The sequence below is a fragment of the Geobacillus sp. WSUCF1 genome, assembly GCF_000422025.1.
GTDB classification, from domain to species: Bacteria; Bacillota; Bacilli; order Bacillales; family Anoxybacillaceae; genus Geobacillus; species Geobacillus zalihae.
In genome coordinates, this window is record NZ_ATCO01000040.1 from 1 (window position 1) to 14908 (window position 14908).

Annotated in this window: 10 protein-coding genes and 3 pseudogenes; 12 read left to right on the forward strand and 1 reads right to left on the reverse strand. The window is 54.2% G+C overall.

The window, feature by feature from the left end; translation table 11 throughout:
• Positions 1 to 176: 176 nt before the first annotated feature.
• The 4 genes and pseudogenes from I656_RS0115030 to I656_RS11050 all read left to right on the forward strand — a co-directional run bounded on the left by I656_RS0115030 (position 177) and on the right by I656_RS11050 (position 6779).
• Positions 177 to 808: pseudogene (locus I656_RS0115030) on the forward strand (TetR/AcrR family transcriptional regulator).
• Between the two features lie 17 nt (positions 809 to 825).
• A pseudogene (icmF, locus tag I656_RS0115035) lies at positions 826 to 4085 on the forward strand (fused isobutyryl-CoA mutase/GTPase IcmF).
• Between the two features lie 380 nt (positions 4086 to 4465).
• A complete protein-coding gene (gene rpoE / locus I656_RS11055; RefSeq protein ID WP_033005068.1) occupies positions 4466 to 5023 on the forward strand; it encodes a DNA-directed RNA polymerase subunit delta in 558 nt (185 codons plus the stop codon).
• A 160-nt stretch (positions 5024 to 5183) separates the two neighbouring features.
• The gene (locus I656_RS11050) at positions 5184 to 6779 is read left to right on the forward strand and encodes a CTP synthase (RefSeq protein ID WP_020754390.1); all 1596 of its coding nucleotides are present in this window, start codon (positions 5184 to 5186) and stop codon (positions 6777 to 6779) included.
• Positions 6780 to 6959: 180 nt separating this feature from the next.
• On the opposite strand, the gene I656_RS11045 is transcribed toward I656_RS11050, so the two are convergent.
• Positions 6960 to 7481, reverse strand: coding sequence for a DUF2529 domain-containing protein (locus I656_RS11045; RefSeq protein WP_025949631.1), 522 nt, complete (start codon positions 7479 to 7481; stop codon positions 6960 to 6962).
• 123 nt (positions 7482 to 7604) lie between these two features.
• Between I656_RS11045 and I656_RS11040 the strand changes: the two genes are divergently transcribed.
• The 8 genes and pseudogenes from I656_RS11040 to I656_RS11010 all read left to right on the forward strand — a co-directional run.
• Entirely contained in the window at positions 7605 to 7967 is a 363-nt protein-coding gene (locus I656_RS11040; protein ID WP_013146624.1) for a response regulator, read from the forward strand.
• Between the two features lie 342 nt (positions 7968 to 8309).
• Positions 8310 to 9173 carry a class II fructose-bisphosphate aldolase gene (locus tag I656_RS11035; protein ID WP_011232853.1) on the forward strand — a complete coding sequence of 288 codons (864 nt, stop codon included), beginning with the start codon at positions 8310 to 8312 and terminating at the stop codon, positions 9171 to 9173.
• Between the two features lie 75 nt (positions 9174 to 9248).
• On the forward strand, positions 9249 to 9890 hold the full coding sequence (fsa, locus tag I656_RS11030) for a fructose-6-phosphate aldolase (protein ID WP_011232852.1): 642 nt from the start codon (positions 9249 to 9251) through the stop codon (positions 9888 to 9890).
• A 132-nt stretch (positions 9891 to 10022) separates the two neighbouring features.
• Positions 10023 to 11309: a UDP-N-acetylglucosamine 1-carboxyvinyltransferase gene (locus I656_RS11025; RefSeq protein WP_013524815.1), complete on the forward strand. Its 1287-nt coding sequence runs from the start codon at positions 10023 to 10025 to the stop codon at positions 11307 to 11309.
• Positions 11310 to 11343: 34 nt separating this feature from the next.
• The gene (gene glpX, locus I656_RS11020) at positions 11344 to 12306 is read left to right on the forward strand and encodes a class II fructose-bisphosphatase (RefSeq protein ID WP_013146621.1); all 963 of its coding nucleotides are present in this window, start codon (positions 11344 to 11346) and stop codon (positions 12304 to 12306) included.
• A 252-nt stretch (positions 12307 to 12558) separates the two neighbouring features.
• Complete coding sequence (rho, locus tag I656_RS11015) at positions 12559 to 13833, forward strand: transcription termination factor Rho (RefSeq protein WP_020754397.1); 1275 nt, start codon at positions 12559 to 12561, stop codon at positions 13831 to 13833.
• A gap of 257 nt (positions 13834 to 14090) precedes the next feature.
• Complete coding sequence (gene rpmE, locus I656_RS0115040) at positions 14091 to 14291, forward strand: 50S ribosomal protein L31 (RefSeq protein ID WP_011232848.1); 201 nt, start codon at positions 14091 to 14093, stop codon at positions 14289 to 14291.
• A gap of 401 nt (positions 14292 to 14692) precedes the next feature.
• A pseudogene (locus tag I656_RS11010) lies at positions 14693 to 14908 on the forward strand (thymidine kinase); the annotation flags it as partial.

Below are 14908 nucleotides of genomic sequence, written 5' to 3' on the forward strand. Positions count from 1 at the left end.
GCAATTAAACATTGCGTGTCCACTCATTCGTGTTAGCGCGCGATTGAAACATTGTGCGTCATTTCAATGGTTTTGGATCTGAACGGCGGCTTGGCGCTTTGGGGAAGGGCGCACGGATCGGCATGGGGCGGGGCGGCGCCCCGCCGTCAAATGGGAATGGGGGAGAGATAACGAACATGAAAAAACGGGAAGTGATTGCATCGGTCAAAGACGAAAAGCTCGTGAAAAAACGGCGCAATGAGATGATCAAAGGCGCGATTTCCTTGTTTAAACAAAAAGGTTTCCACCAAACGACGACAAGGGAGATCGCCAAAGCGTCCGGCTTCAGCATCGGCACGTTGTACGAGTACATCCGCAAGAAAGAAGACGTCCTCTATCTCGTGTGCGACCGCATTTACGACGAAGTGCGGGAGCGGACGGAACAAGACCTCGGTGCCCACCATGGCACGATCGAAGGCTGAGGCGCGCCATTGCCCACTATTTCCGCGTTGTTGATGAACTCGATGATGAAGTGCTTGTCATGTATCAAGAAGTGAAAGCGCTAAGCAAAGAATCGCTGCCGTATGTGTTGAATAAAGAACTCGATATGGCGGCGATTTTCGAACATATTTTGCGCGCATGCGTTGAGAGCGGGGCGCTGCAGCTTTCTGAAAGCGAAATCCGCCTGTTTGCCCACAACATCGTCGTTCTTGGGCAAATGTGGGCGTTCCGCCGTTGGGTGCTGCGGAAAATGTATACACTCGATGAATATATCGAACTGCAAACCGAGTTTTTATTAAAGGGGATTATGGAGAAACAGCAAGTCTAAAAGGGGGAGAAGAAACGATGGCGCACATTTACCGTCCGAAGCATCACGTCCGCTTTGTGACTGCATCGAGCTTGTTTGACGGCCATGACGCCTCAATCAACATTATGCGCCGCATTTTGCAGGCGAGCGGCGCCGAGGTCATCCATTTAGGCCATAACCGCTCGGTGGAGGAAATCGTCAATGCCGCCATTCAGGAAGATGTGCAAGGCATTGCCGTCTCCTCGTATCAAGGCGGGCATATGGAATTTTTTAAATATATGTACGATCTTCTAAAAGAGCGGGGGGCGTCCCATATCCGCATTTACGGCGGCGGGGGCGGCGTCATCATCCCGCGGGAAATCAAAGAGCTGCACGAATATGGCATCGCCCGCATTTTCTCGCCGGAAGACGGCCGACGCCTCGGCTTGCAAGGGATGATCAACGTCATGCTTGAAGAGTGCGATTTTCCGACCGTGACGACGGTGACCGATGAACTGGAGCGGCTTCCGTCCGGCGATGTGCAGGCGATCGCCCGGCTCATCACGCTGTGCGAATACCGCGCTGAGGCGGACAACAAAGAGGCGGCCGCGGCGGCGGAAGCCGCCATTGAACAAGTGAAGGCGCTCGAGAAGCGCGTGCCGGTGCTCGGCATCACCGGCACAGGCGGGGCTGGGAAAAGCTCGCTCACCGATGAGCTCGTCCGCCGCTTTTTAAACGAAATTCCGGATATCAAAATCGCGATCTTGTCCGTCGACCCGACGAAGCAAAAAACGGGCGGGGCGCTGTTGGGCGACCGCATCCGGATGAATGCGATCAACTCGCCGCGCGTTTACATGAGAAGCTTGGCGACGCGCCATTCCCGCTCCGAGTTGTCGCCCGCGATTCGCGACGCCATTTCGGTTGTCAAGGCGGCCGGATTTGATCTTGTCATCATTGAAACGAGCGGAATCGGCCAAGGCGACGCCGCCATTACCGAAGTGTGCGACGTGTCGATGTACGTCATGACAAGCGAGTTCGGCGCGCGACGCAGCTTGAGAAAATCGACATGATCGATTATGCCGATTTGATTGTCATTAATAAATTCGAGCGCAAAGGGTCAGAAGACGCAAAACGACAAGTGCAAAAACAATATCAGCGCAGCCATCAGCTGTTTGACCGCGATGTTTCGGAAATGCCGGTGTACGGCACGATCGCCAGCCAGTTTAACGACCCGGGCACGAATACGCTTTTTGTCGCGCTTGTGGATACGATCAATCAAAAAGCAGGAACGAATTGGAAAACAAGCTTGAAAACGGTCGCCAATGTCGAAAAGCATAATGTCATCATTCCGAACGAGCGCCGCTACTATTTGCGCGAAATCGCGGAAACGGTCCGTTCGTACCACCGCCGCGCCGAGCAGCAAGTCGGGGTGGCCCGACGCCTCTTCCAAATCGAAGGGGCCATCGAAGCGGCGAAGGAACGGGGCGAAGCTGAAGACGTGATCCGCGCGCTCGAGACGCTCAAAGCGGATTATGAGGCGAAATTGACGCCGGAATCGAAGCGCATTTTGGCGACATGGGAAGAAACGAAAGCGAAATATGCGGCAAAACAATTGGTCACGAAAGTGCGCGATAAAGAAATCGTGACCGAACTGACGACGAAAACGTTGTCCGGTTTGGACATTCCGAAAGTCGTCTTGCCGAAATTCAAAGACTACGGAGAGATTTTGCGCTGGGTGTATAAAGAAAACGTCCCTGGCTCGTTCCCGTATACGGCCGGCGTCTTCCCGTTCAAGCGCCAAGGCGAAGACCCGAAACGGCAGTTTGCCGGCGAAGGGACGCCGGAGCGCACGAACCGCCGCTTCCATTACTTGTGCAAAGAAGACAAGGCGAAGCGGCTCAGCACCGCGTTCGACTCCGTGACGCTCTATGGCGAAGACCCGGACTACCGGCCGGACATTTTCGGCAAAGTCGGGGAAAGCGGCGTCAGCGTCTGTACACTTGATGATATGAAAAAGCTGTACAAAGGGTTTGACTTGTGCGACCCGCTCACATCCGTGTCGATGACGATCAACGGTCCGGCTCCGATTTTGCTGGCGATGTTTATGAATACGGCGATTGACCAGCAAGTCGAGAAAAAGGAAGCCGAGCTTGGCCGCCCGCTCACGCCGGAAGAGTACGAACAAGTGAAGGAATGGACGCTGCAAACGGTGCGCGGCACGGTGCAAGCCGATATTTTGAAGGAAGACCAAGGGCAAAACACGTGCATTTTCTCGACTGATTTCGCCTTAAAAATGATGGGCGACATTCAAGAGTATTTCATCAAGCACCGCGTCCGCAACTACTACTCGGTGTCGATCTCCGGCTACCATATCGCCGAGGCGGGGGCGAACCCGATCACGCAGCTGGCGTTTACGCTTGCGAACGGCTTTACGTATGTCGAGTATTACTTGAGCCGCGGCATGCACATTGACGATTTTGCGCCGAACTTGTCGTTTTTCTTCAGCAACGGCCTCGATCCGGAGTATTCGGTCATCGGCCGCGTCGCCCGCCGCATTTGGGCGATCGTCATGCGCGAAAAATACGGCGCCAACGAACGGAGCCAGAAACTGAAATACCATATCCAAACGTCCGGCCGTTCATTGCACGCGCAGGAGATCGATTTCAACGACATCCGCACGACGCTGCAGGCGCTTCTGGCGATTTATGACAACTGCAACTCCCTGCATACGAACGCCTATGACGAAGCGATCACGACACCGACCGAAGAGTCGGTCCGTCGGGCGATGGCGATCCAACTCATTATCACGAAAGAGTTTGGCTTGACCAAAAACGAAAACCCGCTTCAAGGGTCGTTCATCATTGAAGAGCTGACCGATTTGGTCGAAGAAGCGGTGTTGCAAGAGTTTGAACGGCTCAACGACCGCGGCGGCGTGCTTGGGGCGATGGAGATGCAATACCAGCGCGGCAAAATTCAAGACGAATCGCTTTACTATGAAACGAAGAAACATAGCGGTGAACTGCCGATCATCGGCGTCAACACGTTCTTGAACCCGAATCCACCGTCAGAAGAGGAGCTGAACAACATTCAGCTCGCCCGGGCGACGTATGAAGAAAAAGAGACGCAAATCCGCAACTTGCGCGAATTCCAAGAGCGGAACAAAGACAAAGCCGGTCCGGCGCTTGAACGGCTGAAGCAAGTGGCGACAAGCGGCGGCAACATTTTCGAAGAATTGATGGAAACGGTGAAAGTCGCCAGCCTTGGACAAATCACCCGCGCCTTGTACGAAGTCGGCGGACAATACCGGCGGAATATGTAATTCAAGCGCGTTCCGTTGTTCACAGCTTTCGATGGACGGCCTCGATCACAATGGATAACGGCCCGTTGAACTTTAGCAGATCGGTAGAATGATAGGCAGCGGCTGTCGGTTCGCTGGAGGCGAAACGCACGGAACGCGGATGAGGCCAGAAGATGAAGACGAATGGGCTTCGTAAGGAAAAAGTGGAGCGGTGTGAACAAAGGTGATTGTGACAACGGATATGTCGGAATCGGAAGGAGGGCCACCCTCGCCGCAGGGCTGCCCTCCTTTGCTTTTTTCGGCAAATGGGTAGCATAAACCCCGACAATTTGTTTATAATGAATGGTATGTATTCCACTTGCATTCATTTGTTTCATTAATATAGAAGGGGAGTGCTGAACTTGAGCCTGCAGCAGCAATACTCGCCGGAGGAATTGCAGGAGATGTCGTTCGTCGAGCTGGCGAACCTCATTTTGCTTGACAAGCGGGAGGCGCTGCCGTTTGATCAACTCGTTCGTGAAGCAGCAGCGCTGGCCGGCATATCGGAAGAAGTGGTGGAGGCGCGGCTGGCCCAATATTACACCGATTTAAACATCGACGGCCGGTTTATTTGCGTTGGAGAAAACGTCTGGGGATTGCGCGCATGGTATCCGTTTGACCAGACAGAAGACGAAACGGTGACGATCGTCAAGCCGAAGAAGAAGAAAAAAGCGCTTGACGATGAATACGATGAATACGACGAGCTGCTTGAAGATGGAGATCTCGATTACGACGATTTGGATGAATATGATGAGGAAGAGCTCGAGCTTGATGAAGATGAGCTCTTGGAAGATGAAGAATTCGATCTAGATGAAGATGTCGCGTTTGACGATGACATTCTCGGCGATGAAGAGTTTGAGCTGGACGATGCGCCGCTTGATGAAGAGCTCGATCTCGAAGAGCCGGAGGAAGACGAATAACCGCTTGACTTTGCCAGGGGAACCCGGTACAATGTGTGTTGGGCTCTTGAAAACGAACAAATTGATCGCTCCCTTACGTACGGTAAGCGGAGCGTTTTTTATTTGCGCCTTTCGCAAACACTGAAACTGTTACCGCAATTTCGGCAAGGGGGAAGACAAAATGACGAAATACATTTTTGTGACGGGCGGCGTTGTTTCCTCGCTCGGGAAAGGGATTACGGCGGCTTCGCTTGGACGTTTGTTGAAAAACCGCGGGTTGAACGTGACGATCCAAAAGTTTGACCCGTACATTAACGTCGATCCAGGGACGATGAGCCCGTATCAGCACGGCGAGGTGTTTGTCACGGACGACGGTGCAGAGACGGATTTGGATTTAGGGCATTATGAACGGTTCATCGACATTAATTTAAACAAATACAGCAACGTGACGACAGGAAAAATTTATTCCGCCGTCATCCGCAAAGAGCGCCGCGGCGATTACCTCGGCGGCACAGTGCAAGTCATTCCGCACATTACCAACGAAATTAAAGAGCGCGTCTTCCGGGCCGGAAGAGAGACGAACGCCGATGTCGTCATTACGGAGATCGGCGGCACGGTCGGCGATATTGAATCGCTTCCGTTTTTAGAAGCGATCCGCCAAATCAAAAGCGACGTTGGCCGCGAAAACGTCATGTACATCCACTGCACGCTTGTGCCGTACATCAAGGCGGCTGGGGAAATGAAAACGAAGCCGACGCAGCACAGCGTGAAAGAATTGCGCAGCCTCGGCATTCAGCCGAACGTCATCGTCGTGCGCACGGAAATGCCGATGCCGCAGGAAATGAAAGAGAAAATCGCCCTCTTTTGCGATATTGATCCGAAAGCGGTCATCGAGGCGCGCGATGCCGACACGCTGTATGCGGTCCCGCTTATGCTTCAAGAACAAAAGCTGGACCAAATCGTGTGCGAACATTTGCGCCTCAACTGCGGCGAAGCGGATATGACCGAATGGAAAGCGCTCGTCGAGAAAGTGCGCAACTTATCGAAAACGACGAAAATCGCTTTGGTCGGCAAATACGTCGAGCTCCCGGACGCCTATATTTCTGTTGTGGAGGCGCTCCGTCATGCGGGGTATGCGTTTGACACCGACATTGATATTCAGTGGATCAATGCGGAGCATGTGACTCGTGACAATGTGGCCGACCTGTTGAAAGATGCGGACGGCATTTTGGTTCCGGGCGGGTTTGGCGACCGCGGGGTCGAAGGGAAGATTGAGGCGATCCGCTACGCCCGCGAGCAGCGCGTGCCGTTTTTGGGCATTTGCTTAGGAATGCAGCTTGCCTCGATTGAATTTGCTCGCCATGTTGTCGGGTTGTCCGGCGCCCATTCGTCCGAGTTTGACCCGAACACGCCGCATCCGATCATCGACTTGCTTCCGGAGCAGAAGGATGTCGAAGATTTAGGCGGCACGCTCCGCCTCGGCTTGTATCCGTGCAAGCTGCAGGAAGGGACGCTTGCCTACGCCGCCTACGGCGATGAAGTCATTTACGAGCGCCATCGCCATCGGTACGAATTCAACAACCAATACCGGCCGATCATGGAAGAGCACGGCTTCGTCTTTTCCGGCACGAGTCCGGACGGACGGTTGGTTGAAGTGATCGAACTCAAGGATCATCCGTGGTTCGTCGCCGCGCAATTCCACCCGGAATTCACCTCGCGCCCGACGCGGCCGCAGCCGTTGTTCCGCGAGTTTGTCAGAGCGTCGCTGAAAGAGTAACGAAAAAGGGGCTGTCCCAAAAAAGCCGTAGAACGGCCTTTTGGGTCCAGCCCCCTTTCTTTTTTGGATATTTTTCATCTTGTCAAGCACGATGCCCATTGATCAGGCGCCGTTTTTTGGGCGGTTTCTATACCTCTTTGCCTTCAGCCGGCGGGAGAGCGCTCGTTTTCATGGCGGCTGTTATTCATATTCCGCCAAAATTTCATCGAGCAACACGCGCAGTCCGTAGTAGATGAATGAAGCGGTGATGATCGTCGGCATGCCGATGCGGCGGCCGTCTTCGGTCGGCACGAGCGGGCGGGAAAGTTTGCTGTCGATAAAGACGGTGGCCATATCGGCCAGTCCGGGTTCATCCTTGACGAGCGCCGCGACGGCCACTGCATCGACGCCGTGCGCCTGCAGCTGTTCGGCGAGGCGAATGGCCTCAGCATCATTGGAAAAGCGGGCAAATAGAAGCGCTCGGTCCGTTTCCTGCCAGTCATCGGTTGCTGTCGGCTCAAGCCGTTTGGCTTTCGGCAGCGGATCGGGGCCAAGAAGCGCGGCGGTGACGACCGCATCGAGTTCACCGATGCCATACAGCCAAATGCGCCCATCACCGATGGCGGCCTGAGCGAGCAGACGCGCCCCGTCTTCGAGCGCCAGCTCTTCGTCCGCGGCGATTTTTTGCAACAATCCGATCGTTTGCGTCGTTAAAATTTTCACGGTTCGGCCTCCCTTCGCCGCTATTATACAAAATCGGCAAACAACAAGAAAAGCAAGCAGGAAATGGGTTTGCCAAATGCGAAACATTAATAGGGAGAAAACAGGGAATAGAGGTGCATAACGGTGGGAAACAAAATTTTAATTGTCGATGATCAATATGGCATCCGCATTTTGCTCAACGAAGTGTTTCAGCGGGAGGGGTATGTAACGTATCAGGCCGCCAACGGCATGCAGGCGCTCGAAATCGCCCGCAAACATCACCCCGATCTTGTGCTTCTGGATATGAAAATTCCTGGCATGGACGGCATTGAAATTTTAAAACGGTTGAAAGAGATTGATCCGGATATTAAGGTGATCATCATGACCGCCTACGGGGAGCTCGATATGATTCAAGAAACGAAAGAGCTCGGGGCGCTGATGCATTTTGCCAAGCCGTTTGATATTGACGATTTGCGCGTTGCCGTCAAAAAATACATTACCGCTTAGGAGGACGGTGAAAAACGATTATTTTTGTGGAACCGATGGAAGTTCATCGGGAGAAAAGAGCCAATTTGACAAGGTTTCTTCACTTGAGAAGGGAGGCTGCTGAGTTGCTTTTTTGATGGCATCATCCTTCTAGACAGCGCCATCGATGAGCGGCTTTCCTTTGGCAAAGAAAGCGAAGCAATGAGTATGGATGACGCTGTCGTCTTTCGGAGATGAAAGGGTGGAAATGTTGCCGTTTTGCCGGCAAGTTGATATGCTTATAAACGTAGATGCATTTTGCGCCGATGGATTCAACCACCGTCATGGCGACAAAGACGACGATCAGCTAAGGAGGATGGAACCATGCCGTTAGTATCAATGAAAGAGATGTTGAACGAGGCGCTGCGCGGCAAATATGCGGTCGGTCAATTCAACATCAACAACTTGGAATGGACGCAAGCCATTTTAGCGGCGGCCGAAGAGGAAAAATCGCCGGTCATTCTCGGCGTCTCCGAAGGGGCGGCCCGCTATATGAGCGGATTCAAAACGGTCGTCAATATGGTCAAAGGGTTAATGGAAGACATGAACATCACCGTTCCGGTCGCCATCCATCTCGACCATGGATCGAGCTTTGAAAAATGCAAAGCGGCGATTGACGCCGGGTTCACCTCGGTTATGATTGACGCCTCCCACCATCCATTTGAAGAAAACGTCCGCATCACCTCGCAAGTCGTTGAATATGCTCATGCGCGCGGCGTTTCGGTCGAAGCGGAGCTCGGCATCGTCGGCGGGCAGGAAGACGACGTCGTCGGAGAAGGGATCATTTACGCCGACCCGAAAGAGTGCGAAGAGCTTGTCAAACGGACAGGCGTCGACTGTCTCGCCCCGGCGCTCGGTTCTGTGCACGGCCCATACAAAGGAGAGCCGAAGCTCGGATTTGCCGAAATGGAGCAAATCCGCGATTTAACCGGCGTTCCGCTTGTGCTCCACGGCGGCACCGGCATTCCGACCGAACAAATTCAACGCGCGATCTCCCTTGGCACATCGAAAATCAACGTCAATACCGAAAACCAAATGGCGTTTACCAAAGTCGTCCGCGAACTGCTCGCGAAAGACCCGAACGTCTATGATCCGCGCAAAATCATCGGCCCGGGCCGCGATGCCATCAAAGCGACGGTCATCGGCAAAATGCGCGAGTTTGGCTCGTCCGGAAAAGCAGCGCGATGAATCGGCTTCGCGGGCGGCGTTTGGCCGCCGCGCGGCTGCCTTTGCATGTGCAACGAATAACAAGGAGGGTTCAGCATGAAATTTTTTATCGACACTGCCAACTTGGAAGAAATCAAACACGCCCATGAACTCGGCATTTTGGCCGGCGTCACGACCAATCCGAGCCTCGTGGCGAAGGAAAACGTATCGTTCCATGATCGGTTGCGCGAAATTACATCGATCGTTTCTGGTTCGGTGAGTGCTGAAGTCATTTCGACCGACGCCGCTGGCATGATCGCGGAAGGAGAAGAGCTGGCGAAAATCGCCCCGAACATTACGATCAAAGTTCCGATGACGCCGGAAGGCTTAAAAGCAGTCAAGGCGTTCAGCGAAAAAGGGATTCAAACGAACGTGACGCTTGTGTTCACCGCCAACCAGGCGCTCTTGGCCGCACGCGCCGGCGCGACGTACGTCTCTCCGTTCCTCGGCCGCCTCGATGACATCGGCCATAACGGTTTAGAGCTCATTTCCACCATCGCTGAGATTTTCAACATTCATGGCATTGAAACGGAAATCATCGCCGCTTCGATCCGCCATCCGCACCATGTGACGGAAGCGGCGTTGCGCGGGGCGCATATTGCCACGGTTCCGTACAAGGTGCTGATGCAATTGTTCAACCATCCGCTGACCGATCAAGGAATTGAGAAGTTTCTCGCCGACTGGAATCGGCAAAAATGAAAGTAAGCCGTTTGCCTCTTGGGTGAAGCGGGCTCGCTCTGCCGCGTTCAGGCCGGACGTGATGAGCCCGCCCGGCTTTGCTTTTTCGTCCCAGGGGTGAAGCCAACTTCCGAGCAAAGAAGGGAGACGACGATGGATAAAATGAAAATTATCGGCGGAGATCGGCTGCGGGGAACGATCAAAGTGAGCGGTGCGAAAAACAGCGCGGTCGCTTTGATTCCTGCAGCGATTTTGGCCGATTCGCCGGTGACGATCGAGGGGTTGCCGGACATTTCCGACGTGCACATTTTAGGAAGCTTGATCGAAGAAATCGGCGGCTCGTTTTCGTTTGACGGCAAAGAGGCGGTCATCGACCCAACGAATATGGTGTCCATGCCGCTTCCGAATGGGAAGGTGAAAAAGCTGCGCGCCTCCTACTATTTGATGGGGGCGATGCTTGGCCGCTTCAAAAAAGCGGTTGTCGGCTTGCCGGGCGGATGTCATCTCGGTCCGCGCCCGATTGACCAGCATATCAAAGGGTTTGAGGCGCTGGGCGCCACCGTAACGAACGAGCAGGGCGCCATTTATTTGCGCGCGGAAGAACTGCGCGGAGCCCGCATTTTTTTGGACGTCGTCAGCGTCGGCGCGACGATCAACATCATGCTGGCGGCGGTGCGCGCCAAAGGGCGGACGATTATCGAAAATGCGGCGAAAGAGCCGGAAATCATCGATGTCGCGACATTGCTTTCGAATATGGGCGCGAAAATCAAAGGAGCTGGCACCGATGTGATCCGCATTGACGGCGTCGAAACATTATCGGGCTGCCGCCATGCCATCATCCCGGATCGGATCGAAGCCGGGACGTACATGATCGCCGCCGCGGCCACCAATGGCGAAGTCGTCGTCGACAACGTCATCCCGCAGCACGTTGAATCGCTGACGGCCAAATTGCGCGAAATGGGGGTGCGCGTGGAGACGGGGGAAGATCAAATTCTCGTCTGCGGCACCGACGTTTTGAAAGCGGTTGACGTCAAGACGCTCGTCTATCCGGGCTTCCCAACTGATCTGCAGCAGCCGTTTACCGCGCTGCTGACAAAAGCCAACGGCACAAGCGTCGTCACCGACACGATTTACAGCGCCCGCTTCAAGCATGTCGATGAATTGCGGCGCATGAACGCCAATGTAAAAGTCGAAGGCCGCTCAGCCATCGTCACCGGCCCCGTCAAACTGCAAGGGGCGAAAGTGAAGGCAAGCGATTTGCGCGCCGGGGCGGCGCTTGTCATTGCCGGGCTGATGGCCGAAGGAGTGACGGAGATCACCGGCGTCGAGCATATCGACCGCGGCTACAGCAACCTCGTCGAAAAACTGTCTGACATCGGCGCCACTATTTGGCGCGAAAAAATGACCGATGAAGAAATCGAGCAAGTGAAAAACGCGTAACGTCCAGTCGACAAAGGGGAAGGGGAGAACGACGATGGAACGAAGCTTATCGATGGAACTCGTGCGCGTCACCGAAGCGGCGGCGCTTGCCGCCGCCCGCTGGATGGGGCGCGGGAAAAAGAATGAGGCTGATGACGCCGCGACGTCGGCGATGCGCGACGTGTTTGACACCGTGCCGATGAAAGGCACCGTCGTCATCGGCGAAGGGGAAATGGACGAAGCGCCGATGCTGTATATCGGGGAAAAGCTCGGCAACGGTTATGGCCCGCGCGTCGATGTCGCTGTCGACCCGCTTGAAGGGACGAACATCGTCGCTTCCGGGGGATGGAACGCCTTGGCTGTCGTCGCTGTTGCTGACCACGGCCATCTGCTTCACGCGCCGGACATGTACATGGAGAAAATCGCCGTCGGGCCGGAAGCGGTCGGGATGATTGACATTGAGGCGCCGATCATCGACAATTTAAAGGCGGTCGCGCGAGCAAAAAACAAAGATATTGAAGACGTCGTCGCGGTTGTCCTCAACCGTCCGCGCCATGAGCGTCTCATTCATGAGCTGCGTGAAGCCGGCGCCCGCATTAAGCTCATCAATGACGGCGATGTCGCCGCCGCCATTAACACGGCGTTCGACCATACCGGCGTTGACATTTTGTTCGGCTCGGGCGGCGCGCCGGAAGGAGTGCTCGCGGCGGTCGCGTTGAAATGCCTTGGCGGCGAACTGCAAGGGAAGCTGCTGCCGCAAAACGACGATGAAGTCGAGCGGTGCAAACAAATGGGTATTGACGTCAACAAAGTGTTGCGCATGGACGATTTGGTGAAAGGAGACGACGCGATTTTTGCCGCCACCGGCGTCACCGACGGCGAGCTGTTGCGCGGCGTGCGGCTGAAAGGGGCGTACGGCCTCACCCACTCCGTCGTCATGCGGGCCAAGTCCGGCACGGTCCGCTTCATCGAAGGGCGGCACAGTTTGAAGAAAAAACCGAACTTAGTCATCAAATGATATCCTGCCATCCGGCCGGGCGCCGGAGCCGCGCCTGGCTCGGAAAAACAAAAAAATATTGATTAAAAAGAAGAAAAAAGGGTAAAATAGTCGTGTTGCTTATGCAAAAATAAGCTCTGCCATTCTACTTCTTTATTTCATTTCAGCCTTCATCATCTTCGAAATGAATCCCTTCGCCTGTCGAATTGATGACCAATACGTCCGAACACGAACGATGGGAGAATAGGAAAATTTGCAAAGTGTGGTGTCAAAATGGAATTAACGTTAGCGGCTTTAGAAAACATGAAGCTCAAAGAGCTGTATGAGCTCGCCAAGCAATACAAAATTTCATACTACAGCAAGTTGACGAAAAAGGAGCTTATTTTTGCGATTTTGAAAGCGCGTGCCGAACAAGACGGCCTCTTTTTCATGGAAGGCATCCTCGAAATCATTCCGTCGGAAGGATTCGGCTTTTTGCGCCCGATCAACTATTCCCCGAGCTCGGAAGACATTTACATTTCCGCTTCCCAAATCCGCCGTTTTGATTTGCGCAACGGGGATAAAGTATCCGGCAAAGTGCGGCCGCCGAAAGAAAATGAACGCTACTTCGGCTTGCTTCATGTCGAAGCGGTCAACGGCGAAGACCCGGAAGTCGCCAAGGAGCGCGTTCACTTTCCAGCGTTGACGCCGCTTTACCCGAATCGGCAAATGAAGCTGGAGACAACGCCGGACAAGCTGTCGACCCGCATCATCGACTTGATCGCTCCCGTCGGCTTTGGCCAGCGCGGGTTGATCGTCGCGCCGCCGAAAGCTGGCAAGACGATGCTGCTGAAGGAAATTGCCAACAGCATCACCACAAACCACCCGGATGTCGAGTTGATCGTCTTGCTCATTGACGAACGGCCGGAAGAAGTGACCGACATCGAGCGGTCGGTGCAAGGCGATGTCGTCAGCTCGACGTTTGATGAGGTGCCGGAAAACCATATTAAAGTGGCCGAGCTTGTCTTAGAACGGGCGATGCGATTAGTTGAGCATAAGCGTGACGTCGTCATTTTAATGGACAGCATCACCCGCCTCGCCCGGGCGTACAACTTAGTCATTCCGCCGAGCGGACGCACGCTCTCGGGCGGGATCGACCCAGCGGCGTTTCATCGCCCGAAGCGGTTTTTCGGCGCGGCGCGCAACATCGAAGAAGGCGGCAGCTTGACGATTTTGGCGACCGCCCTCATTGACACCGGGTCGCGCATGGATGACGTCATTTACGAGGAATTTAAAGGCACCGGCAACATGGAGCTCCATCTTGACCGCTCGCTCGCCGAGCGCCGCATTTTTCCAGCTATTGACATTCGCCGTTCGGGAACGCGCAAAGAGGAGCTGCTCATCCCAAAAGAACATTTGGAAAAGCTGTGGGCGATCCGCAAAACGATGGCCGATTCGCCCGACTTTATCGAGCGGTTTTTGAACAAATTGCGCCGGACGAAGTCAAACGAAGAGTTTTTCGCCTTGCTCGATCAGGAGTGGAAACAGGGCGGCCCGCTCCGTCTGTAGGCCGTTGGCGGAATTTGCCGCGAATCGCCCGTTGCAAACTGACAGAAAAGCTGTTATAATCTTAACATGTGTGTTTTGGCTATCGCCTTTTGGTTTGTGCGATCCGTGATTTGCACCGGCCGGGTTCGCTTCGGTGGAGTCCCGGCTGTTCCATGCGCTGCGCCTTGCCAAACGGGCGGGCGCGCATAAGCATGAAGCGTTCCATGCTACGAATCACTCTGTTTCCATCAGATACAGGGCGGAAGGAGATGAAAACGATGAAACAAGGCATCCATCCAGAGTACAAAAAAGTCATCGTCCGTTGTGCATGCGGCAACGAATTCGAAAGCGGTTCGGTCAAAGACGAGCTGCGCGTGGAGATTTGCTCGGAATGCCATCCGTTCTTCACGGGCAAACAAAAATTTGTTACGGCAGCGGGCCGCGTGGATAAATTCAATAAAAAATACGGCCTTAAGTAACAAGGACGTGACGAAAGCAGGCAAGCGAAACTTGCCTGCTTTTTCGTGAGAGCATATAGATGCAACGGAGAAGTTTACCATATCTTTGACGGAAAAGCGGTTTGCCCCTTTTCGACTGTCGGAGGAAAGCCACAGGCTTCTCCGTCACGACTTGGCGTGACGGAGGACCGAACAACCGCCTGCTTCACAGACCCATATATGGGTCTTTAAGCGGCGTTGTTCGGTCGCCCGACAGTCGATCAAATACTCGGTAAAAGTTGCAAATCGTAAAGCTTCAAATTGCATCTATACAGATGGAAGGCCGGTTGCTTACAAGGCTGATCCCGCTGATCGTCGCGATGGCAGACGGCAAGGAGCGGCCGATGGTTTGAGGACAGTGTTGTGTGAAAGGAGAGGCCCCAATGTACGTGATGACGCAGTCCGGCTGGCTTGAGGTCATTTGTGGATGCATGTTTTCCGGCAAATCAGAAGAATTGATTCGCCGCGTCCGCCGCGCTCAGTTTGCCAAGCAGGAAGTGAAAGTGTTCAAACCGACGATCGACAATCGTTATAGCGAAGACGCAGTCGTGTCGCACAACGGCAATTCGGTGATCGCCATTCCGGTCGCGACGCCGGCG